We start from the raw sequence: 19,828 nt of genomic DNA, 5'->3' as shown, positions 1-19,828 counted from the left end.
TACTTTTGGCACGCTTATAAAACGCCTAAAAAACGAAAAACTCCAAAAAATTCACTTAATATAATAGGACATGAAAAAAAGACCCTGCAAAAACTTGCAGGGTTCTAAAATCTAAAATTTAGATTTTAATTACTTATCAGTGAGCACTGCGACGCCCGGGAGGACTTTACCTTCGAGCAGTTCGAGAGATGCGCCACCACCCGTAGAGGTGTGGGTCACCTTCTTGTCAGCGCCGTACTTCTTGGCAGCCGTAGCGGTATCGCCACCACCGATAACGGTGATTGCGCCAGCAGCGGTAGCTTCGACGATAGCGTCGGCCATAGCCTTGGTAGCCTTTTCGAAGGCTTCGAATTCGAACACGCCTGCAGGACCGTTCCAAACGATGGTCTTAGCGGACTTGATAGCGTTCACGAAGAGCTTGGTGGATTCAGCGCCCACATCGAGGCCCATCCAGCCAGCCGGAATGCCTTCGGCGTCAGAAACAGCCTTGGTAGCAGCGTCGGCAGCGAACTTGTCAGCAGCGATGTAGTCGACCGGGAGGATGATTTCCTTGCCAGCAGCCTTAGCCTTGGCCATCAGATCCGGAACGAGCTTGGCGCCTTCTTCGTCAAACAGAGAAGAACCGATTTCGATGTTGTTGAGAACCTTCTTGAAGGTGAAAGCCATGCCACCGCCGATGATGATCTTGTCAGCCTTGTCGAGGAGGTTGTTGATGAGCTGGATCTTGTCAGCGACCTTTGCACCGCCGAGGATGGCGAGGAACGGACGCGGAGGATTGTTGAGCACCTGGTCGAATGCCTTGAGTTCCTTGTTCATGAGGAAGCCGGCAGCACGCTGCGGAAGTTCAACACCAGTCATGGAAGAGTGATCGCGGTGAGCGGTACCGAAAGCGTCGTTCACGTAAACGTCAGCGAGCTTGGTGAGGCTTGCGCGGAATGCCTTCACGGCTTCCTTGTCGGCCTTTTCCTTAGTTTCGGTGCCATCGGCGTTCTTGATCTTGCGCTTGCCTTCTTCTTCGATGTGGAAGCGGAGGTTTTCGAGGAGGATGATTTCACCCGGCTTGATAGCGGCGCAGGCAGCTTCAACTTCCGGACCCACGCAGTCAGCGAGGAACTTCACCGGCTTCTTGATGAGTTCTTCGAGCTTCTTTGCAACCGGAGCGAGCGTGTACTTCATGTTCTTTTCGCCATTCGGACGGCCGAGGTGGGAAGCGAGCACGACGGCTGCACCCTTGTCGAGAGCGTACTGGATGGTCGGGAGAGCGGCTTCGATACGCTTGGTGTTGGTGATTTCGCCAGTCACCTTGTCCTGCGGAACGTTGAAGTCAACACGGATGAACACGCGCTTGCCGGCGAGTTCGAGATCTTCGATAGAAAGCTTTGCCATTGTAGCAATCCTCTTTTTAGGGTTAAAATTTTACGCGGGAAAATATAGCAATTTTAATAGGCAATTGGTGATTGACTGTATTACGGCTGTAATCAATGGAACCGAACAATCCTTATGTAAACATTGGTAAACAAAGAACTTGTGGTGAACACTATGTGCACGGCCGTATATTACAAAAGAATTATTTTTGATACCATTATTCGCATTTTTTTATATATTTCCAACAAAAATTAGATTTTTTGGAGTTCAAATGAAACGTTCACTTTTGATGGCACTTTGCCTCTCTGTCGTATCCGCCTTCGCCGGAATATACGATATCGATGAATTTACTGCCAAGGATGCTGGCACACCTGACGATTACATTGTTGCTGAATTTGGCGGCGAACTCAAGGTTGCTCCGGCTGATGAAGTTGCAACTCTTCAGAAAGGTCGTATTGTCGTACGTCAAAAGTTCGAAGACCCGTTTGGCGAATCTGAAACCTCTTACCAGCTCTACCAGGGTGCCAAGGGTGACCTTTCTTCGATGACTGCTTTGACTGCCGAAGGCGTTGATTACTCCAAACTCGTTAAGGCTAAGCTTTATACTCGCCGCGGCCAGGGTGCTGACAAGGATGTCGAAAAGGTTTACTTTGACGGTCAGGCTGTTTATGCCCCCGGTCTTTCGAGTGCAGTCGCCTATATCGATGGCAAGCCTGTTGACTTGAAGGGAACCGCTCCTGTTGCTGAAGAAGAGGAAGAAGAATCTGTTGCTGCCGCTCCGGCAGTTCCGAGCAGCAAGGGTGACGAATGTGACGAATACGATCCGGATTGCGATGACGATGATGAAGATTACTCTTCTTACAAGACTTCCGCTCCGGTTGCTGATGACGATCGTGATTATGCTGCAAGTGATGCTGCAAGTGATGTCGGTGACCGTTTCGGTATTGCTGACGAAGTCCGTTTCTGGACGGCTGTCGGTCTTTCCGCTCTCGCTGTTACTTCTGCTGTGATTGGTATTGTGCAGCACAGCAAGGCTAACGAAGCTAAGGATGCTTACGACGACCTCCATTCCATCAATTCCAATATCCTCGCTACTTGCGGAGGCAATGCCCAGTGCGAAGAATTGATGTCTTCGCAGTTCGCTAAAGACAATTGGACTTTGCGTGACATGCAGAGACGTATGGACGAAAACAAGGAAACGCAGGATTCTTACACGACTGCTCGTAACATTTGGTTCGGTGTTTCTGCGGCCTCCATTGCTGGCGCTGTCGTTCTCTTCGTATGGTAATTGAAACCGGAAAAATCACAATACGTGATTTGGAATTCAACTGCATTATTGGAACGCTCCCTTATGAGCGCGAAAATGTGCAGCCGGTTGTATTGAATATTTCGGTGTGGCTTGATTTTACTCTTGCTGCCCGAAATGAAGATCTTGCCCATTCCATTGATTATGTGCAACTTGCTGACGACGTGCAGGACTTTGTCTGCAGGTCGTCTTTCCAGTTAGAAGAAACCTTGGTGCTTGAAACAGCCAAGTATATCTTGAACCACTACCCGAAGACGGTTGCTGCAGAAGTCTCTGTCCGCAAGCCCTTGGCTATTCCGCAAAGTGCTGGCGCAGAATCCAGTATCAAGGTGATTCGGTAGACTAGCTACGGAAGGCGCGGTAGCGCAGGGCCTCGGAAAGGTCTATAATTTCAACAGAATCGGAATTTCGAAGGTCGGCGATAGTTCGCCCGACCTTTAATAGTCTATAGAAGCCGCGGGCACTAAGTCCCATTCTGTCGGCGGCGTTGATGGCGAACTGTTCGGTTTCCGCCGAAAGATTGCAACTCTTTTTGGCTAGGTCCGAAGACATCTCGGCGTTCGTCTTGAAGGGTGTACCCTTGAATCGCTTGCGTTGAATTTCTCGGGCGGCGCAGATTCGCTTGCGAATCTCGGCCGAAGACTCGGCGGTGCCCTTGCGGCCGAATTGCGAGGCTTCGACGGGCGGGACGCTCACTTGGATATCGATGCGGTCAAGGAGCGGGCCGGATATTTTTTCTTGGTAGCGCTTGCGTGCTTCGGGCAGGCAAGAGCAGGCACGTTTCGGGTCCATGGCATACCCGCAAGGGCAAGGATTCATGGCCGCTCCCATCATGAATCTCGCGGGCCAAGTGACAGTCCCGCTGGCGCGGCTAATCGAGATTTCGCCCTCTTCCATGGGTTCGCGCAAAGCTTCCAGAACGCTGCGGTTGAATTCCGGCAGTTCGTCGAGAAACAGGACTCCATTGTGGGCGAGGCTCGCCTCACCCGGCTTTAGCCGGGTGCCCCCCCCCACCAGCGACACCATGGATGCGCTGTGGTGGGGGGTACGGAACGGGCGGACCATGACCGGCTTGAATTCTTCGGAGTCTCCCGCAGTTCTTGCACACGAATGGATTCGGGTCGTTTCGAGAATTTCAAGCTCGGTCATTTCGGGCAGAATGCCCGGTATGCATTTTGCGCATAAGGTCTTGCCCGCTCCGGGCGAGCCTACCATAAGGAAATTGTGGGCTCCAGCGGCGGCGACTTCGAGCGCGCGTTTCACGCTTTCCATGCCGACCACATTCTTGAAATCGGGAATGTCTCGGTCGGCGGGTTTAGAATACATTTGGTTCTTAAAGCCGGCGGCATGTTTTGCGTGGTGTTCTGCTCCGGCTTCCATCTTTTCGACACATTCCCTGAGTGTGTCGGCGCAAACGTAGCGGATTCCTTCGACAAGCGACGCTTCTTGTTCGTTTGCTCTCGGGATCACAAGGATGTCTTTTGATTTTTCAGACAAACTCATTGCAATGGAAAGAACGCCCCGGACAGGCTTTAGTTGACCATCGAGCGAAAGTTCTCCGACAAAAACGAGATGCTCCAAGTCGGGAACGTCGATTTCTCCGGTCGCACATAAAAGCCCAAAAGCAAGGGGTAAGTCCAGGGCGCTCCCTTCTTTCCGCAAATCCGCGGGTGACAGGTTTACTGTAGTACGGAATCCTGTCACCACTTTATCTACGGAACGAATGGCTGAAACCACTCGCTCCCTAGATTCTCTTACGGCATTGTCAGGCAAACCAACCAAGGTGAATCCGGGCAACCCCTGTGAAGCGTCTACTTCGACGCTTACAGGGACGGCCTTGATTCCGAGCAAACAATAAGAGCGGATTCGACGGAACATGCTAACCCCTACACGATGGAGGCTTGGTATTTTTCAAGAATGCAATTTTCGATGTGTTCTCGAAGCTGTCGCGTTACCGGGTTGCAAATCGAACGGTAGGTTTCGCCCTTGAAAAACGGGTCGATGGGGTAGCCCACGAACAAGCCGTTTTCGCCATCCATGACGCGCAGCCCGCGAATCATGAACTGATCGTTCAATACAATCGATGCGATTCCCTTGGTGTGTCCCATTGAGGGACCTTCTTGAAAAGGATAGACTTGAACGTTGGTGACAGCGAGGCAATCGAATGCGGAACTAGCCTCAGTTTCTTTTTCAGGCATTTTGTTTTTGGTAACCATAGAGGTCTCCTATTTGTTAGTGTTTATGCTTTGTGAGCGAACCTCTAAATGCAAATAGCATGCCAATAATCAAAATTGGCGAATTTCGCGCAGAAACGCTGTTTTCTGAAAGGGGCACAACGTTGGCAAAGTGATTAATCACTGATTAATCAGTGATTAATCACTTTACTACCTTTTAATCATGCTCTTGAAACCGAATATGAATTGGGCGGCAAACCAGGGAAAGACTCTTCCGTCGGTGCTTGCCGAAGTCGATGTTTCGCCGGATTATTTTACGGTGAATTTTGTTGTCGAAGAACCTTCAGACTGCTTTCGTGCTGAAGTCATGGAAGACAACGGCTCTAGCTGGGAAGATTCCTGCGTCGAAATTTTCTTGCAGAATCCGGCGAACCCTGCTGAGTACTTCAACTTCGAAACGACTTGCCGCGGCTACTTGTTGGCAGCCCGTGGGCCCGATCGCAATTCGCGCACCAAGCTGACGCAATCCGAAATCGATTCAGTTATTCGCACCAAGCAACTTGCCAGTGTCGCTGGCAATCTTGTATGTTGGGGAATGACGGTCCAAATTCCGCCTTCACTCTTTGGTATGCGGACCTTTGAAGGGGTGACTCTTCGGGGGAACCTTTACAAGTGTGCCGATAAGGCAAAGACGCCCCATTACTTGAGCGCCTTTGAAATCGAAACAGAAAAGCCGGATTTTCACCGGCCTGAATATTTTCGCGAATTTTAATTCGGTTACTTCATCTTGATTTTCATTTCGAAGACTTGGCGACCGGTGTCGTCTTCAATCTTCATGTAGGTCGCACCCATTTTGTCGGCGCGGAAAATCTTGACTTCTTGGCCTTCGCGGGTTTCGCCCATGAAATGCAATTCAAGCATTGCAGGAATGCAAAGTTCCAAGTCGGTAGCGCTGAATACGTTCAAGGCGAGTTTCACGTATTCGATGTTGTTCATGTGGTGCGACATGTCGATATGCTGCGGCAACACCTTCTGGCGGTACACTTCTTGGTATTCTTCGGATTCCACGGGGAACCTCGAAAATTTGTTGTCCATAAAGTGTTCCGGAGCGCCTTCTGCCGGAAAGTCGACAGCTTCTAGCTTCATGGGACGGTGACGTTCCAAGTCGAGGCAGCAGGCTTCTTGCACGGCAAGAATAATCGGTTCACCTTCAACGGTTGTAATGGAGGTGTTAACGTGTGTGCGAATCGGGGCGTTGTCCGTGGGGAAAGAAGTCGTGATGACTTTGTCGCGCCAGAACGGACGCTTGAAAAACTTGAATTTTGCTTTATAGATTGCCCAGTAACCGCCCTTTTCGTTTACGCAAAAATTGTCCATCTTGAGCGCGCCGAAATTTTCGGTGAGGTTGTCCTGAACCATGAGCACAGTCTGCGCGATGCCCATCTTGCCTGAAACATCGATGTAGGCCGAGGTGATGGTGCGTTGTTTCTGGAAAACCAGTGGATTCTTAGCAAGCGAATAAATATCGATCATGCCTTCAATATATAAAGAAAAAAGGAAGTTGCGGGGACAACTTCCAATATTTTATACGTGCAGAGCTTTGTGCTTATTAAGTTGTGATGTATGAGAATGTCATTTCACATCACACATTACACATTTTTTTTAGATCTTCTTCAGCACCAATAAGTGGCCAGGAGCCTTGTTCGGGTCGAGGCGAACAAAGTTTCTGTTGCCACGCCATACAAAGCTTTCATCGGTAATCAAGTCCTTCAAGAAGTAGAAGGCGTCCTGATTCAGGCCGAGCTTTGCCATGTCGAGTTCCACTATGCCTTCTTGGGCGTTATCCATGTCCATGTTGCATACGCACAAAATAACGTCTTCGCCGGACTTCTTGGAATACACCATCAGCTGGTCGTTGGCGCAGTAGTGGAAGTCGAGGTTGTCGTATTCCTGCAGGGCGATGTGTTCCTGACGGGCGGTGTTCACGCGGCGCACGAAGTCTTGAATGCCGGGGCCAGTCCAGTTGTGAACCTTGTACTGATACTTTTCGCTGTCGGCAAGTTCTTCCTTGATGGGGCTTGGAATGTTTTCGCAGAGTTCGTAGCCGTTGTACATGCCGGTAAGGCTAGAAAGCGTGCCGGCCAGGAAGTAACGCTGCTTGAAGGCGTTCGGGCCCTTGTAGGCGAGGTACTTCGGGAAAATATCCGGAGTCGTCGGGAAGAAGATGCCACGCATGTATTCCTTGGCGTCGGACTGCGTGAGTTCCTTGAGGTACTGTTCGAATTCCCACTTGGCAGAGCGCCAGGCGAAATAAGTGTAGCTCATATCGAAGCCCGACTTGGCCAGGCGATGCATCATCTTCGGACGAGTGAAGGCTTCGGCGAGGAACACCAGTTCCGGGCGCTTTTCCTTGACGTCGGCGATGAGCCATTCCCAGAACGGGAAAGGTTTGGTGTGCGGGTTATCGATACGGAAAATTTCCACACCCTTGTCGGCCCAGAACAAGATAATGTTTTCGATTTCTTTCCACAGGGCCTTGTAGTTCTTGTTGTAGTAGTCGAAGGGGTAAATGTCTTCGTACTTCTTGGGCGGGTTTTCTGCAAACTTGATGCTGCCATCCGGTTCGTGGTAGAACCATTCCGGGTGCGACTTCACATACGGGTGGTCGGGGCTGCAGTTGAGTGCAATATCGAGCGCAAGGCGGAGACCCTTCTTGCGGGCAGCCTTTGCAAAGTGTTCAAAGTCCTTCATGGTGCCAAGTTCGGGGTCCACATCGTAGTGACCACCGTTCTTGTTACCTACAGCGTACGGACAGCCCGGTTCGAGCGGCTTGCCCTTCTTGTCAACCTTGGCGTGCAGGGCGTTGTTTGCACCCTTACGGTTCGTGACACCAATCGGGTGGATCGGCACCAGATAAACGGTATCGAAGCCGAGGTTTGCGATGTAGTCAAGCTGGTTTTCGCAATCCTTCCAGGTGGCGCTCTTCTTGGGGTCGGTGCCTTGGCTCTTCGGCCACATTTCGTACCAAGTACCAATGCGGGCGTAAGAGGGATCCACGCGGAGTTTCATCACGGGGCTTTCGGTCGGTTCGTCCTTGGGCTCGATTGTCCAAGCGCAAATCTTGTATTCATAGTAGCCGATATTGTTGACCGTGAAGGATCCTTCCCACTGGTCGTTATCGACAAAGTGCATGGGAGCCTTTTCCCATTTCTTCTTGGAATCGTGGCGGTAGAAAATCGCCGCGTCATACTTTTCGTGGCTGTGGCGGAAAATGTCTGCGGTGAGCGTGACGGTGTCGCCCGGTTCGCGCTTGAGCATAAAACGCCCGCCTTCGATTTGGGGGCGAATGTTTTCGATGACGAGATTGTCTTTGCGAGTAGGAATAGTAGCCATAGTAACGAAAATTTAGCAAAAAAGGCCCGCCGTGGCGAGCCCTTAAAATGCGTTTTGGTTTTAGTTGATTCTTAAGACCTTGACTTCCTTAATCCAGAAGGTTCGTTCGGAGCCGCCGAGGTTCAGTTCGAAGCGGGCGAACGGGTCGTTGACTTCCGGAGTGAAGGTGATACCCACCGATTGTCCTGTGGTATGCACTTCGACATGTTCCTGGAAACCGATGGTTTCGTAGGTGTTGTACGTACCGATTCGGGCGGTAATTTGGCCTTCGACATCGGACCAGATGGTGAATACGCATTGGTACTGGACGCCTGCAATCAGGGCCACGTTTTCTTGAATCAACTGCACGCTGTAAGAGTGTTTGCCGCCTTCGGTGACATTCACCTTCATAATGCGGTCCTTGGATCCTTTTTCAAGAATGACGCTTGTGTCGGCGTTGCCCCCGAATTGGTTCATCAGAATCCAGTCGGTTGTGAAGGGCGATTGGAAGTTACCATTGATAATCGTATTTTCGCCCTTCTTGGCGGCAATCCCTTTCCAGATGTCGATAACGTATTCGGAGTGTGCATCGCCTGCGACCGTGGTGTAGTCATAGCGCAGCGGCTGGAAGCTTGTAACGAAACGTTCGTTCATGGCGTTCCACAAATCCGAATTGTACTTGGAATCAATGTGGATTACGCTATCTTCGCCAACTTCTGCTCCAGAGAAATCGATCCCGTTAGTAAAGAGCTTGACACGGAAAATTACAGACAAGTTAGCCTTTCCGCCTGTGGTGTCAATTTGCGAGTAGTGGTAGCGCAGCATGAGCGTCTGGAAGTTCGAAAGGCTGTAAACGAAGGGATGATATTTTTTATTGATGAGAATACGACCGAATATGGCCATGGTTTCGTCGGGACTGAATCCGATGCCCATTTCCTTGAGGTAGCCTTCTTCTTGCAAGTCGATGTTTTTGAAACGGTCTTCAACAGAAGATCCCTTGGTGAACGAAATTTCAAGAGTCTCGTCCGGAGTTTCTTCGTAGGGCCAAAGCTGCAGGCCGAGTACCGGGTCGACCGAGATGCTGGTGTAGTAACTCGAGAACGAACGCACTTGTGTGAGAACGAGTGAGAATGTATCGAGAAGAACGGGTTCTTCGGCGTCGCTACCGGAAGAAGCTTCTTTGGCGAGAGCCTTCACGTTGACTTCGGAATAATCGACAGAAAATTCTGCAACAAGCGGCAGTGCCGGTTGTTTTTTGACAGCGGTATCCTTAGGTGTGGTATCCTTGACCGATGTGTCCTTTACGGAGGTGTCCTTTGCTGTCGTGTCTTTTCCGGTTGTATCGCTGTCCGCAAGGCTCGGGTTGCCAATTTCGATACCAGTAATAGACTTGTCGTTGGAACAAGCAACCAAAGACAAAAACGCGGTGGCGTATACGGCAATCGTGGCTATGGACAAAAAGAATTTCATCACACTCCTCGGGTCAAGGGGAAGAGCTGAATGTTGATTTGCACAACATCTTCTGCTTCTCCGGCTTTTGCAGAGAAATCTAGTAGTTCTTTTCGCATTAGTTGTAAATGTTTTTTCAAATTGGGAAAATCTGAGCGCTTAATTCCAAAAGTGAGCGCAGAAACGTCCCTTTCTGGGCCCGGAAGCTCCGTCAGCATGTTGGCCGAGAGCTTGAGCATCTGTAAATGGTACATTTTGACCATCAGGTCTTGCACTTCGTCGTCGGTCGTAATCAGGGGGTCGCGCTGGCGGTAACCATTGGCGGTTTTGACTAGGAGCCCCAGTTCCAAGAGCAATTGGAGCGATTCGGTCACCTGGGCCGGTGTTACGAGTCCACGAAGCTTTTTAGAAATCTGGTCGGGAATGGGGCGGAAATCCTTGAGCCCTACCATCTCAAGAATTACAGAATGGTGCCATTCCTGGAAAATACGGAACTGAGCCTTGTCCATCTTGTGCAGTTTGGAACGAGGACTTGCCTTGATGAGCTGGGCGTAGTAGATTTGCTTGTCGGCGTCGGTTTGGGCCTGGTTAAAGAATACGAGGCTTTCGAAGTAAGCGGCGCGCTGGTTTTCGAGACCCAGGCCATGAATAAGCTTGGTGACCGTATTTTTGGTAATATTGCGCTTGCCGTCGATTGCGAGCTTTAAATGGGCATGGCTAGAAAGCCCTGCCTTCTCGGCAAAGAACCGCAAACTGAACGCGGTCGAGGTTTTCTTTTTATACTCGTAATAGTCACGGAGAAATACCCTATAGTTTGTGTACTGCAGGATATCCGGTTCTACGAGTTTCTGCTTTTCTCCATTATCCATACCTTAAAAAATAGAAGTCTTTGTCTTCAAAAGCCATATCTATTTTAAGTTTCCCGTTTACCCGAGTAACCATTGTAACTATTAATAAACGTCTCGGGCGAGTAGCGAAAAGCGCCTGTGATCTATAAATTTGCCGTTTATGAGCTCGTAATCGCGATTTATGCCTTCTTCCATAAACCCGCAGCGGGTGGCGACGGCGGCACTTTTGCCATTGTGTACAGATACTAAAAGTTCCAGACGGTTAAGCTTTAGGTGCTCAAATGCAAACTTGATGATGAGCTTTACCGATTCGGTCATCAGGCCTTGGCCGGTAAACGGTTTTGTAAGCCAGTAACTAAGCGTTGCCGAATGGTTTCGGATGTTTACTTCCATCATGATCGCGCCTGCAAAAACGCCCTCTTCGCTGTCGGGGGTGTTCTTGAATATGAGCCAACAGCCGCCTTGCCCGAAACGTTCGTTTAAAACCCACGAGCGGATTCTTTTCTTGAGATCGAAGATGTCGGTTTCTTGGATCCAGGGAAGGTGTTCGTTCAAGAAGTCGCGCGAACCTTCGATTGCCTTGAAGATGTTTTCTGCCGAGGCTTCGCCAGGAGCATTTTCGCGAATGCCCCTTAGAGTAACAAGGTTGCCCTTGAGGGTTGCGGTCTCGAATGCTTCGGTGAAAAAATCGTCAAAATTCTCCATAAGGGGGAAGATAGTAAATTGGATAAAAAGGAAAAAACCGTCGAATTGCTTCGACGGTTTTTCAGTGCGGATGAAAGGACTTGAACCTTCATGCCCTTGCAGGCACTAGAACCTGAATCTAGCGTGTCTACCAGTTCCACCACATCCGCGTGGGGTAAGCCAAATTTTGAAAAATTTGCCCTATTTGTCAAGGGTTATTTAGAAAAAATCTCTAAAATCCAGTCTTTGTGCTTGTTTTGCCAGTAGGTCCAGTCGTGCTCGCCTTGCGGGTCAAATTTGAGGTCGCACTGGGTGCCCACGTTCTGGCAGAACTCCTGAATCCAGGGGACTGTCTTTTCGGAGGGGTACAAGCGGTCGGAGCCACCCTGGATGAATCGCCAACGTCCGTTTTTGAGTGGAGCTTGTGCGGCGACTTGTGCTGCCGGTCCAAGCGATTCTCCGTATGAACTCATGAGAATGCGGTTCTTGATTTTGCGTTTGCCCCACATGGAATAGGCGATGACTCCGAGTGAACCGTCTGAAATTCCGACGAGCGAAACTTCGGGAATTTCTTTCTTTTGCTTTCTAGCGAGACTGTCGAGGGCGTCGTCTACAGCCTGGATGGTAGAGGGTTCTACCCAGTGGTTCTGTTTGCAAGCCGAAGCACTCACCACGGTATAGTTGGGGAGCATGTTGGCAAGTCCGCCGCCTGCGGCAAGCCCTTTTGTACAATTGTTGCTAGTCATGCCGCCATGAAACCAAACTATAGTTCCGGTGGCGGGTTGGTTCTTTTTTGAAATGTAGCGCCAAACTCCGATTGGCATATCGCTTGTCTGGCTTGTTACTGGGAACATGACGGAACCCTGTAGAGGCCGTTTCATGTGTATAGTAAGGGTGTCCGATGGTGGGTTTGCAAAGCAGAATGCCGCCGTCAGCAGAAATAAGATAAGTCGCTTTGTCATGTCCTGACCGCTAGTGGCTATCGTCTCTTTTTCACAATCCAGAGAATGAACAGGGCGAGCGAAGCGAGTGCCAGTCCAAGCACGAGAGTGCAACCGATGAATCCGTAGTAGACTTGGTATTCCATCACGAGTGTGTCGAAGTCTATTTCGCCGTCGGTCGAAGACATGCTGTGCACGATGAACGTATTGTCGTTGACTCTCGATGCCGAAATTTCAAGCGGAATATCGCCTGCATTGCGGCTTGCAAAGCTGTACCATTCGGACATGGTATCCAGCATGTCGGTTGAGGCGTACAGAATAAAGTTTGCCTTGTCGTCGCCGTTAATCTGGAAAATCGTCTTGTCAAAAAAGGGAATGTTGCTTCCGCCAAAAATGCTTGGAATGGCGGCATGCGAAACGGTACCGTAGAACAAGTGTTCTTCGTGCATTAGGCCCTTGAGGGCGGGCATCAGGTAAGACAAGAGCCACCCTGCTAAAAACATTAGCAGCAAAGAGAAGTTCAAAAGAGCCGGTTTTCTAGTGGTAAAGAATCGCATGTGTTCCTTATTGCTTGGATCTAAAAATAAAGAAGAAGGTAGAAAGCATCAGTACGAGAGTCAAGAAGTAGAACGCCATCGGAATTTTTGACTTAAGCGACATTTCTTCGGCGTTCTGGCTTTGGAAAAAATGAATCAGGTCTTCGCTGTACATGATAGCAAGTTCGCTGTTAAAGCGGCTCCAGGCGAGCGTCTGTTCTTCGTTGTCTTGGAGCAGGGCGAAAATGGCGTTCTTGGTGGTATCAGGGATTGCGCTTAGAATGCTATCGCCAAGGCCTGACAGCCCGACCATGTAGCCTGCGCGTGCCGAATCAAGAACTCCTTGGAGCGGAATTTGAATGTTTGCGGGGAGGCTTGCCGCTTGCTGGTTGATAGCTTGCAGTCTTTCGAGCCACACATGGCGGCTTGCCGCGTAGCGGCGCATGCTTGAAACTTTGGCGAGAACTTCGCGCTCGAAATGCTCGACGGTTGAACGCGGGGGAGCCTTGACTCCGACATGACTGATTTCATCCATTTCGCGCGAGAATGCGACTGCGATTTCGCGAAGCGTCATGGTCTGAGCTTGTACAAATACGGTGTCGATGCCGAACCCGATTCGCACGCGTTCCATACCGCGCATGGCATACGATTCCTGCAACTGGTAGTCGGAAAGCGTCTTGATGTAACGCGAATACATGATGATTTGTGGTTTTTGCGAGAAATAGAATAGAATGGTAAGTCCTATTGCAACTGCTAAAACCACCCACGCCCAAGGGGAGCGGATTCTTGCGTTAAAGGTATCGGCAATCGATTTATTCTTTAACTCTAGCACAATTAGAAATTACCTTTTTTCTACTTTACCTGGTATGCGTACGATTCGTTTTATACCCTTTTTCGGCCTTGTTGCCCCTGTTTTGATGCTCGTTTCGGGCTGTACGGTGGAACGTGCCGAAGAAAAAGTGCTCGCAGAACATGCAAACGGGGCAAAAAAGACCTCGATTTGGGTTTACACCGATGGCGAAATCTTAAAAAGGAACGAATGGTACACCGACGGAATTAAGGAATTGGAAATCCCTTACAAAGACGGCGTGCCGCATGGCGACTTCAAGCGTTGGACGGGTTTTGGCGATGTGGCCTTGCTCGGGCATTACAAGAAAGGTCTTAAAGACGGCAAGTGGACGGCTCTTTTTAGCGACAAGAAAGTCGAAGCTTACCTCTATTACGAAAATGATCACCCCGTGGGAGATTGGGAAGGCTGGCACTACAACCGCGAACGATCTTTCGAAGAACATTATAACGACGATGGTCTGGCAGTTGGAATCTGGAAAAAATGGTTTGACAATGGCGCCTTGCAACAAGAAGGCAATTGCCACGCCAAGTGGGATTCTAAACGCGAGATTGTTTCTGCCGCAAGTGATTCTACCTACCTGAAACGTTTTTCGAAGGATTGTCATTTGCTCGAAGAATTCACCTGCAAGAATGGAGAATTGGACGGACCGTTTGCGTTGTATTATGAAAGCTATGGCGAAACGGTAGATGCCGCAAATTGCGGAACCGGACGTGTGCGAGTGCAGGGTGTACTTGGCAAGGGAACGACCGGCAAAGACAGCGCCCTTATCGGGACGGTGACCTACTTTAGGGCCGACGGGTCTCGTATGAAACAGGAACACTGGAATGCCGAGGGCAAGCGCGATTCTGTTTGGCGCTGGTTCGATGAACGCGGTGAGCTAGTGCGTGAAGTGGACTTGAGTCAGAATGGTGTGATTTATGGCGCCTGTGAAGGTGATATGGCCAAGTTTTGCGCCGAGACTTCGTATGTGGGCGGTGTCAATGGAATTCTTGATAGCAGCAATCTTGCCCAAAGTGTGAATTTTGTACAAAGTATTGGTAAGTATCCGGCGACCGTACGTTACTTTAAACCGGGCCGTTTATTGCTTTACGAAGAATTCTGGAAGGATGGTCAAATTGCAGAAAGCCGTAGCTTTTTCCCGGACAGCATGGGCGGAAAACTTGCAAGCGAAACCTTTTGGAAAGATGGCAAGCGCAATGGAATTATGCGCAACTGGTATCGGAGCGGAGTGCTTCGCGATAGCCTCACCTTTGTGAACGGTGAACGCGTGGGCGAACAGTTCAGCTACGATAGTACCGGTAAACTTACCATACATAAAACAGAGGCCGGTAAGAACCGGCCTGTGATTATGCATTTACTGGGTGAGTAAAAACTACTTGTACATGTAGACCTTGCCGTTCGGGAACTTGAATTCCTTCATACCAGATGTATTCACCTGGCTTACGGACTTGACGTCGCCACCATAGAAGATGGTACTGCCTTTGTATTCCGGCTTGAAGGCCGCCTTGTCGGAGCCGTACCAGTTGTCGCTGGTGAAGCTTACAGATGCGCAGTTCGGGGTGTCTGTCGAGTAGTCGCCGAAGGCGAGCAGCACACCGCCGGTAATTTCGAATCCGGTATCGGTGTCAATGAGACCGCCAGCCATGTTGGAGGGACAACCATTGCCGCCTTGTTGGCCGCCCATGCCCGGGAATCCTCCCATGCCGCCTCCCCAGCCCATGCCACCTTGGTTCTCGTAGCTCTGGCCGGTAATCTCAAGAATCAACACGCCGCCGCTCATCTTTGCAGAGCCGTTGGCATCGAGTACGTCGATCATGTTGCCCTTCGAGGCGATGTAATGGTAACCGCCGCTAATTACCGCATGTCCGCTGGATTCGCTGAACATGGAATATCCGCCTGAATTTTCCTTGGCGCCACCGGCTGCATTCCAGCCGTCGTTGGTGGCAAATGTCGCGGTAACGCCGCCCTCGGCAATAATCTTGTAGGCTTCAAGGCCTTCGTAAGCGGTCTTCACGTTAACCGTAGAACCCTTCAGGTACAGAATGGAGTCAGCGTGAATGCCGTCGTCCTTGGTCGAAATAGTCACGTTGCCCGCATTCATGAACACTTGGTAGTGAGTATGGATAGCGTCATCATCCGAAGTCACGTCGATGGTGCCGCCGTCCACATAGACATACTTTTCGGCCGAAAATCCCTTGCCGGTAGAAGTAATCTTGACGGTCGAGGTTTCGGTGGAATCGCTGACGCGGATAAAGTTTTCTGCCTGGATGCCGTCATCGCCGGCCTTGATGGTGATATTGCCACCCGAGATTTCGACAATGCCCTTGCCTTCAACGATTTTCTTGCATTCGCCATTGACTTCTTCGCATTCGTCGCTTTCGAGACCGTCGCCTTTTTTGGCGGTAACGTTCAGGACGCCGCCTGAAATCTGGAGGCTGCCCTTGCCCTTGATGGCGTTTTCTTCGGCTTCGACGGTGATGTTGCCGTTCTTGATTTTAAGGTCGTTGCTGCACTGGATGCCGTTTCTGAACTTGCCCTTGACGGTCAAGGTGCCTGCGCCCTTGATGTTCAAGTCGTCTCTAGAGTAGATGGCTGCTTTAGCGGTGTCTTGTGCGCCGTTGATCTTGGTGAACAAATGATTGCCATTGCCATCTTCGACTACGTTGGTGGTGCCCTTGACCAAGTGAATCACCGTCTTGTCGGCGTTCTTCACGAGAATCGGGGCGTTAGAACTTTTCAAAGTGGCGTTGTAGAGGTAGATTCCGGTGTTGCCTTCTTTTTCGGCGGCCGGAGTATTTACGACTACCTGGAAGTCGGAGGATTCGCCGGTCACATAGTAAGCACCCGGGCAAGTGATGGTGGCGCTCTTGTCTGCAATTTCAACGCAACCGTTGTTGTTGTCGACGGTAGCCGAGGTGCCTGCAAGCTTCAAGAGAATCTGCGTGCCGTCCAAAGTTCTGGAGTCTTCGTTGTCGTTTTCGTCATCGCCGGGTTCATTGCCCGGATTGGGATTGACTGGAGTAACGCTGCTGGAACTGTAAAGTTCTCCGCCGGGAACGCTTGTGCCTGGCGTTCCGTTGCTAGAGCTAGAAAGGTCGCTACCCGGAATCTGAGTCCCAGGATTTTCATTGCCCGGATTTTCAGTTCCGGGGATTTGGCTACCGGGATTTTCGTTACCTGGAATCTGGTTTTCGTAACCCGGAACTTCGTTGCCGGGAATCTGGTTGCCAGGGATTTCGGTACCGGGAATTTCTGTTCCAGAAAATTCGTTGCCAGCGGGGTTTTGGGCGGAGATTGGATCTTCACCGGTGGGTACTGCGTTAGAACCATTGTCGTCTGAACAGGCCATAATGCTTAAGGCGACAGACGCCGCAATTACTGGCAATTTCACGAATTTCATTGAACACACTCCTTTTTTATGCAATATACATTTCAGTCGAAATGTATGCAGTATTGTAATGATAATAAGCGTTGCTGACAAAAACAACATAAGTAAACATCTTTTTGTGTAAGAGGCGTGTAAAATTGGGAAGCACTAACGTGATTCTTGTTTTGATAAATTACATTTGGCAGAGACAGTTCCTTTGAAAATAATTGGAGGCTTTATGAAAAAGATTCTGGTCGCGTTTTGTATGACAATGTTCCTTGCCGCGTGTGGCGATTCGTCGTCGTCTTCGGCAGAGAATGCTAATCCGTCGAATGTGCCTGGTGACACAAAGGGCAATGGCAGTGAAGACGCTGTCTGCGGATTCTCTAAAGCAGACAATGTTTGGAAGTATTCCTATTCTTCATGGAATTATATAGATGTCTATACGTGGGTTGATGAAACTACGGTAGAGTTTAAGGAATATATGGGCAGCTACCACATGGATGATAACGATACGACCTATACGGGTGTGAACCGCGACGAGTTCTACGAACAGGTTTTGAGTGATTGCCAGAGGTTTAACGAACTCGCAGCAGAATAAAGATGCGCCGTAAAGACAGAGAAGTTTTAGGCGACGAGAACATCGCGAAGATTATTGAACAGTGCACGACCTGCCATGTCGCGATGATGGACGATGCTGATACTTGCATGCCCTACGTGATTCCGCTTTCGTTCGGGTACAGCTTGAAAGACGGTGTTCTGGAGCTGTATTTCCACTGCGCGCATGTAGGCAAGAAGCTCGACTGCATTCGCAAGAATCCGAACGTGGCGTTCAGCATGTGCGTCGAGAACCGCATCGAGATTCACGAGGACGTTTATTGCAAGAGCGGTTGCTTTTATGCAAGTGTTGTCGGGCAGGGCAAGGCCGAAATCGTCGAGGACGTTTCCGAGAAATGCCGCGGGCTCTCGCTCTTGATGGAACGTCAAGCCGCCGGCGCCCCGCATCCTGCTGCCCCGCACAAGTTCGAATTCACGTCCGAGCAAGCCGCCGCCGTGACCGTATTCAAGATAACGAGCACGAATTTCACTGGGAAAGCGAAATCGGAATAAGAGAGGAAATCTGTATGGCAAATGAACTTGAATTCGGATTACAGACTCGCGAAGAACTCGACGAAGCCGGCTTGATTATGGCCAGGGCGTACGAAGATTATGACTACGTTACGCTCTATTTCCCTGATATGGAAAAAAGCCGAAAGGGACTGCAGATTTTTATGCAATGCGTCCTAAAAACGTGCTATGGAAAGGCTGATTTGTTGGCGGCGCATCGGGACGGCAAGCTGGTTGCTCGCGCAACCCTAGAGGCTCCCGGCTTCAAGAAGCCTTCCGCGTTTCAATACATTATACACGGCTTTTGGCGTGTGTACCTTAACACGAAATGGAGCGACATCAACGGATTTATAGCTATGGACGAGAACGCCAGCAAGCCCTGCCACGATTTTCAGAAATCGGGGCCGGACATCTGGTATCTCAGCATGCTCGAAGTGGACCCGTCTGCGCAGGGGCAGGGTGTCGGCTCACAGTTTCTGGCTTATATGGAAGAGTACGTGCGGGAGCGCGGCGGCAAGCAGTTGGCCCTATTTACCAACTCACGGGAAAATCTCGACTTTTACAGCAAACGCGGCTACGAGGTTTTTCACGAATGTGAAATTGAGCACGACGGCAAAAAAATCGGCAGTTGGAGCATGAAAAAATTTCTAAATTAACGGCCACTATGAGTGAAGCTATTAACAATGTGAAGCAGGCGTTTGACGCAGAACTTGCGCAAACCGACCTTACGAACCAAGAAGCCGTCAACAACCTCCGCGTGAAGTACCTGGGCAAGAAGGGGGCCGTCACCGACCTCATGAAGCAGATGGGCACGCTCAGCGCCGAGGAACGTCCGGCTTACGGCAAGCTCGTGAACGAACTTAAGGTCGCCGTCTCCGAGGCTATCGACAAGGCTATCGAGACCGCGAACCAGGCTGCCCTCCAGAAGAAGCTGGAAAGCGGCTTTGTAGATACCACGCTCCCGGGTGCAGGCATCCCGGCGGGCAGCACGCATCCGCTTTACGACGTGCGCGAAGAAATTATCGACTTCTTCAGCCAGATGGGTTTCGAAGTGGACTTCGGTCGCGACATCGAAACGGACTGGTACAACTTCGAAGCCTTGAATACGCCGCCCGACCACCCAAGCCGCGACATGCAGGACACGTTCTACGTGGACGACAAGGTGATGCTGCGTACGCACACCTCCGGCACGCAGATCCACTACATGGAGACGCACAAGCCGCCGTTCCGCATGATTGCTCCGGGCCACGTGTTCCGCGTCGATAACGATGCGACCCACGCCCCGATGTTCCAGCAGTGCGAAGGCCTCGTGGTGGACGAAAACATCAGCTTTGCAGACCTCAAGGGCGTACTCCAGGTGTTCATGAACAAGCTGTTCGGCGAAGGCGTCAAGACGCGTTTCCGCCCGAGCTTCTTCCCCTTCACGGAGCCCAGCGCCGAAATGGACGTGAGCTGCGTGTTCTGCGGTGGCAAGGGATGCCGTCGCTGCAAGGGAACCGGCTGGATGGAAATCGGCGGTTGCGGTTCTGTGGACCCGAACGTGTTCAAGAACTGCGGCATCGATTCCGAGAAGTACACGGGCTTTGCATTCGGCTTCGGTCTCGACCGTATCGCCATGCTCCGCCACGCGATTCCGGAAATCGGCTTGCTGACGAGCAACGACCAGAGATTCCTGAGCCAGTTCTAGGTTAGACGAAAGGACGCCGCTTCGCGGCTACAGACGAGAGACGATCAAAACCTTAGATTGCGAACGAGCGGTCCTAAAAGGGCCGCTTTTCTGTATATAGACTATTCTAAGTTGGAATAATGTTGCGTTTTTTTTCTCTTGA

At 50.5% G+C, this 19,828-nt stretch carries 20 protein-coding genes and 1 tRNA gene; 8 read left to right on the top strand and 13 right to left on the bottom strand.

Annotated elements, in window-relative coordinates; genetic code table 11:
- Window positions 1-129: 129 nt before the first annotated feature.
- Entirely contained in the window at window positions 130-1,386 is a 1,257-nt protein-coding gene (gene pgk / locus QOL41_RS01600; protein WP_283428372.1) for a phosphoglycerate kinase, read from the bottom strand.
- Between the two features lie 250 nt (window positions 1,387-1,636).
- Here pgk and QOL41_RS01595 point away from each other — a divergent pair, with 250 nt between their 5' ends.
- Both QOL41_RS01595 and QOL41_RS01590 read left to right on the top strand, forming a co-directional pair.
- Window positions 1,637-2,653: a hypothetical protein gene (locus QOL41_RS01595; RefSeq protein ID WP_283428371.1), complete on the top strand. Its 1,017-nt coding sequence runs from the start codon at window positions 1,637-1,639 to the stop codon at window positions 2,651-2,653.
- Complete coding sequence (locus QOL41_RS01590) at window positions 2,647-3,012, top strand: dihydroneopterin aldolase (protein WP_283428370.1); 366 nt, start codon at window positions 2,647-2,649, stop codon at window positions 3,010-3,012. Before QOL41_RS01595 ends, QOL41_RS01590 begins: the two co-directional genes overlap by 7 nt.
- A gap of 1 nt (window position 3,013) precedes the next feature.
- Here the strand turns inward: QOL41_RS01590 and QOL41_RS01585 are convergent, their stop codons facing one another.
- Together QOL41_RS01585 and QOL41_RS01580 are read right to left on the bottom strand one after the other, a co-directional pair.
- Window positions 3,014-4,549, bottom strand: a complete 1,536-nt coding sequence (locus QOL41_RS01585; protein WP_283428369.1) for a YifB family Mg chelatase-like AAA ATPase — start codon at window positions 4,547-4,549, stop codon at window positions 3,014-3,016.
- 8 nt (window positions 4,550-4,557) lie between these two features.
- A complete protein-coding gene (locus QOL41_RS01580) occupies window positions 4,558-4,887 on the bottom strand; it encodes a SpoVG family protein (protein WP_283428368.1) in 330 nt (109 codons plus the stop codon).
- A 181-nt stretch (window positions 4,888-5,068) separates the two neighbouring features.
- Between QOL41_RS01580 and QOL41_RS01575 the strand changes: the two genes are divergently transcribed.
- Window positions 5,069-5,617, top strand: coding sequence for a carbohydrate-binding family 9-like protein (locus tag QOL41_RS01575; RefSeq protein WP_283428367.1), 549 nt, complete (start codon window positions 5,069-5,071; stop codon window positions 5,615-5,617).
- A gap of 5 nt (window positions 5,618-5,622) precedes the next feature.
- Here QOL41_RS01575 and QOL41_RS01570 read toward each other — a convergent pair whose 3' ends face one another.
- From QOL41_RS01570 to QOL41_RS01530, 9 genes are all read right to left on the bottom strand, one after another.
- Window positions 5,623-6,378 (bottom strand): acyl-[acyl-carrier-protein] thioesterase, encoded by a 756-nt coding sequence (locus tag QOL41_RS01570; RefSeq protein WP_283428366.1) that lies wholly within the window; start codon window positions 6,376-6,378, stop codon window positions 5,623-5,625.
- Between the two features lie 129 nt (window positions 6,379-6,507).
- The gene (locus QOL41_RS01565) at window positions 6,508-8,238 is read right to left on the bottom strand and encodes a maltotransferase domain-containing protein (RefSeq protein ID WP_283428365.1); all 1,731 of its coding nucleotides are present in this window, start codon (window positions 8,236-8,238) and stop codon (window positions 6,508-6,510) included.
- 60 nt (window positions 8,239-8,298) lie between these two features.
- Window positions 8,299-9,687 carry a carbohydrate binding domain-containing protein gene (locus QOL41_RS01560; protein ID WP_283428364.1) on the bottom strand — a complete coding sequence of 463 codons (1,389 nt, stop codon included), beginning with the start codon at window positions 9,685-9,687 and terminating at the stop codon, window positions 8,299-8,301.
- The gene (locus QOL41_RS01555; RefSeq protein ID WP_173654656.1) at window positions 9,687-10,535 is read right to left on the bottom strand and encodes a TIGR02147 family protein; all 849 of its coding nucleotides are present in this window, start codon (window positions 10,533-10,535) and stop codon (window positions 9,687-9,689) included. The genes QOL41_RS01560 and QOL41_RS01555 overlap by 1 nt, the downstream gene beginning before the upstream one ends.
- 81 nt (window positions 10,536-10,616) lie before the next feature.
- Window positions 10,617-11,219, bottom strand: coding sequence for a GNAT family N-acetyltransferase (locus QOL41_RS01550; protein WP_283428363.1), 603 nt, complete (start codon window positions 11,217-11,219; stop codon window positions 10,617-10,619).
- Window positions 11,220-11,284: 65 nt separating this feature from the next.
- A tRNA-Leu gene (locus tag QOL41_RS01545) sits at window positions 11,285-11,368 on the bottom strand.
- A 45-nt stretch (window positions 11,369-11,413) separates the two neighbouring features.
- Window positions 11,414-12,079, bottom strand: a complete 666-nt coding sequence (locus tag QOL41_RS01540) for a hypothetical protein (RefSeq protein ID WP_283428362.1) — start codon at window positions 12,077-12,079, stop codon at window positions 11,414-11,416.
- 98 nt (window positions 12,080-12,177) lie between these two features.
- On the bottom strand, window positions 12,178-12,696 hold the full coding sequence (locus tag QOL41_RS01535; protein WP_283428361.1) for a hypothetical protein: 519 nt from the start codon (window positions 12,694-12,696) through the stop codon (window positions 12,178-12,180).
- 7 nt (window positions 12,697-12,703) lie between these two features.
- Window positions 12,704-13,507 (bottom strand): hypothetical protein, encoded by an 804-nt coding sequence (locus QOL41_RS01530; protein ID WP_283428360.1) that lies wholly within the window; start codon window positions 13,505-13,507, stop codon window positions 12,704-12,706.
- 34 nt (window positions 13,508-13,541) lie between these two features.
- On the opposite strand from QOL41_RS01530, the gene QOL41_RS01525 reads away from it, so the two are divergent.
- Complete coding sequence (locus QOL41_RS01525) at window positions 13,542-14,894, top strand: toxin-antitoxin system YwqK family antitoxin (RefSeq protein WP_283428359.1); 1,353 nt, start codon at window positions 13,542-13,544, stop codon at window positions 14,892-14,894.
- Window positions 14,895-14,897: 3 nt separating this feature from the next.
- On the opposite strand, the gene QOL41_RS01520 is transcribed toward QOL41_RS01525, so the two are convergent.
- Window positions 14,898-16,925 (bottom strand): carbohydrate-binding domain-containing protein, encoded by a 2,028-nt coding sequence (locus tag QOL41_RS01520; RefSeq protein WP_283428358.1) that lies wholly within the window; start codon window positions 16,923-16,925, stop codon window positions 14,898-14,900.
- Between the two features lie 205 nt (window positions 16,926-17,130).
- Between QOL41_RS01520 and QOL41_RS01515 the strand changes: the two genes are divergently transcribed.
- Genes QOL41_RS01515 through pheS form a run of 4 tightly spaced genes read left to right on the top strand, consistent with a single transcriptional unit; the run spans window position 17,131 to window position 19,686 of the window.
- A complete protein-coding gene (locus QOL41_RS01515; RefSeq protein ID WP_283428357.1) occupies window positions 17,131-17,493 on the top strand; it encodes a hypothetical protein in 363 nt (120 codons plus the stop codon).
- A gap of 2 nt (window positions 17,494-17,495) precedes the next feature.
- Window positions 17,496-18,002, top strand: coding sequence for a pyridoxamine 5'-phosphate oxidase family protein (locus tag QOL41_RS01510; protein WP_283428356.1), 507 nt, complete (start codon window positions 17,496-17,498; stop codon window positions 18,000-18,002).
- Window positions 18,003-18,016: 14 nt separating this feature from the next.
- Window positions 18,017-18,655 (top strand): GNAT family N-acetyltransferase, encoded by a 639-nt coding sequence (locus QOL41_RS01505; protein ID WP_283428355.1) that lies wholly within the window; start codon window positions 18,017-18,019, stop codon window positions 18,653-18,655.
- An 8-nt stretch (window positions 18,656-18,663) separates the two neighbouring features.
- Window positions 18,664-19,686 (top strand): phenylalanine--tRNA ligase subunit alpha, encoded by a 1,023-nt coding sequence (gene pheS, locus QOL41_RS01500; protein ID WP_088628650.1) that lies wholly within the window; start codon window positions 18,664-18,666, stop codon window positions 19,684-19,686.
- Window positions 19,687-19,828: the final 142 nt, after the last annotated feature.

Origin of the sequence: Fibrobacter sp. UWB10 (assembly GCF_900182935.1) — a bacterium.
GTDB lineage: Bacteria > Fibrobacterota > Fibrobacteria > Fibrobacterales > Fibrobacteraceae > Fibrobacter > Fibrobacter succinogenes_O.
The sequence above is the reverse complement of the archived record's forward strand: the minus strand, read 5'-3'. Positions and strand labels throughout refer to the sequence as shown.

Bases quoted from the DNA above. Each gene is read 5' to 3' on its own strand.
- QOL41_RS01540 (WP_283428362.1), bottom strand. From the start codon at position 12,079: ATGAAACGGCCTCTACAGGGTTCCGTCATGTTCCCAGTAACAAGCCAG.
- QOL41_RS01580 (WP_283428368.1), bottom strand. From the start codon at position 4,887: ATGGTTACCAAAAACAAAATGCCTGAAAAAGAAACTGAGGCTAGTTCC.
- QOL41_RS01505 (WP_283428355.1), top strand. From the start codon at position 18,017: ATGGCAAATGAACTTGAATTCGGATTACAGACTCGCGAAGAACTCGAC.
- QOL41_RS01525 (WP_283428359.1), top strand. From the start codon at position 13,542: ATGCGTACGATTCGTTTTATACCCTTTTTCGGCCTTGTTGCCCCTGTT.
- QOL41_RS01560 (WP_283428364.1), bottom strand. From the start codon at position 9,687: ATGAAATTCTTTTTGTCCATAGCCACGATTGCCGTATACGCCACCGCG.
- QOL41_RS01535 (WP_283428361.1), bottom strand. From the start codon at position 12,696: ATGCGATTCTTTACCACTAGAAAACCGGCTCTTTTGAACTTCTCTTTG.
- QOL41_RS01590 (WP_283428370.1), top strand. From the start codon at position 2,647: ATGGTAATTGAAACCGGAAAAATCACAATACGTGATTTGGAATTCAAC.
- QOL41_RS01555 (WP_173654656.1), bottom strand. From the start codon at position 10,535: ATGGATAATGGAGAAAAGCAGAAACTCGTAGAACCGGATATCCTGCAG.
- QOL41_RS01520 (WP_283428358.1), bottom strand. From the start codon at position 16,925: ATGAAATTCGTGAAATTGCCAGTAATTGCGGCGTCTGTCGCCTTAAGC.
- QOL41_RS01570 (WP_283428366.1), bottom strand. From the start codon at position 6,378: ATGATCGATATTTATTCGCTTGCTAAGAATCCACTGGTTTTCCAGAAA.
- QOL41_RS01515 (WP_283428357.1), top strand. From the start codon at position 17,131: ATGAAAAAGATTCTGGTCGCGTTTTGTATGACAATGTTCCTTGCCGCG.
- QOL41_RS01550 (WP_283428363.1), bottom strand. From the start codon at position 11,219: ATGGAGAATTTTGACGATTTTTTCACCGAAGCATTCGAGACCGCAACC.
- QOL41_RS01510 (WP_283428356.1), top strand. From the start codon at position 17,496: ATGCGCCGTAAAGACAGAGAAGTTTTAGGCGACGAGAACATCGCGAAG.
- pgk (WP_283428372.1), bottom strand. From the start codon at position 1,386: ATGGCAAAGCTTTCTATCGAAGATCTCGAACTCGCCGGCAAGCGCGTG.
- QOL41_RS01565 (WP_283428365.1), bottom strand. From the start codon at position 8,238: ATGGCTACTATTCCTACTCGCAAAGACAATCTCGTCATCGAAAACATT.
- pheS (WP_088628650.1), top strand. From the start codon at position 18,664: ATGAGTGAAGCTATTAACAATGTGAAGCAGGCGTTTGACGCAGAACTT.
- QOL41_RS01585 (WP_283428369.1), bottom strand. From the start codon at position 4,549: ATGTTCCGTCGAATCCGCTCTTATTGTTTGCTCGGAATCAAGGCCGTC.
- QOL41_RS01575 (WP_283428367.1), top strand. From the start codon at position 5,069: ATGCTCTTGAAACCGAATATGAATTGGGCGGCAAACCAGGGAAAGACT.
- QOL41_RS01595 (WP_283428371.1), top strand. From the start codon at position 1,637: ATGAAACGTTCACTTTTGATGGCACTTTGCCTCTCTGTCGTATCCGCC.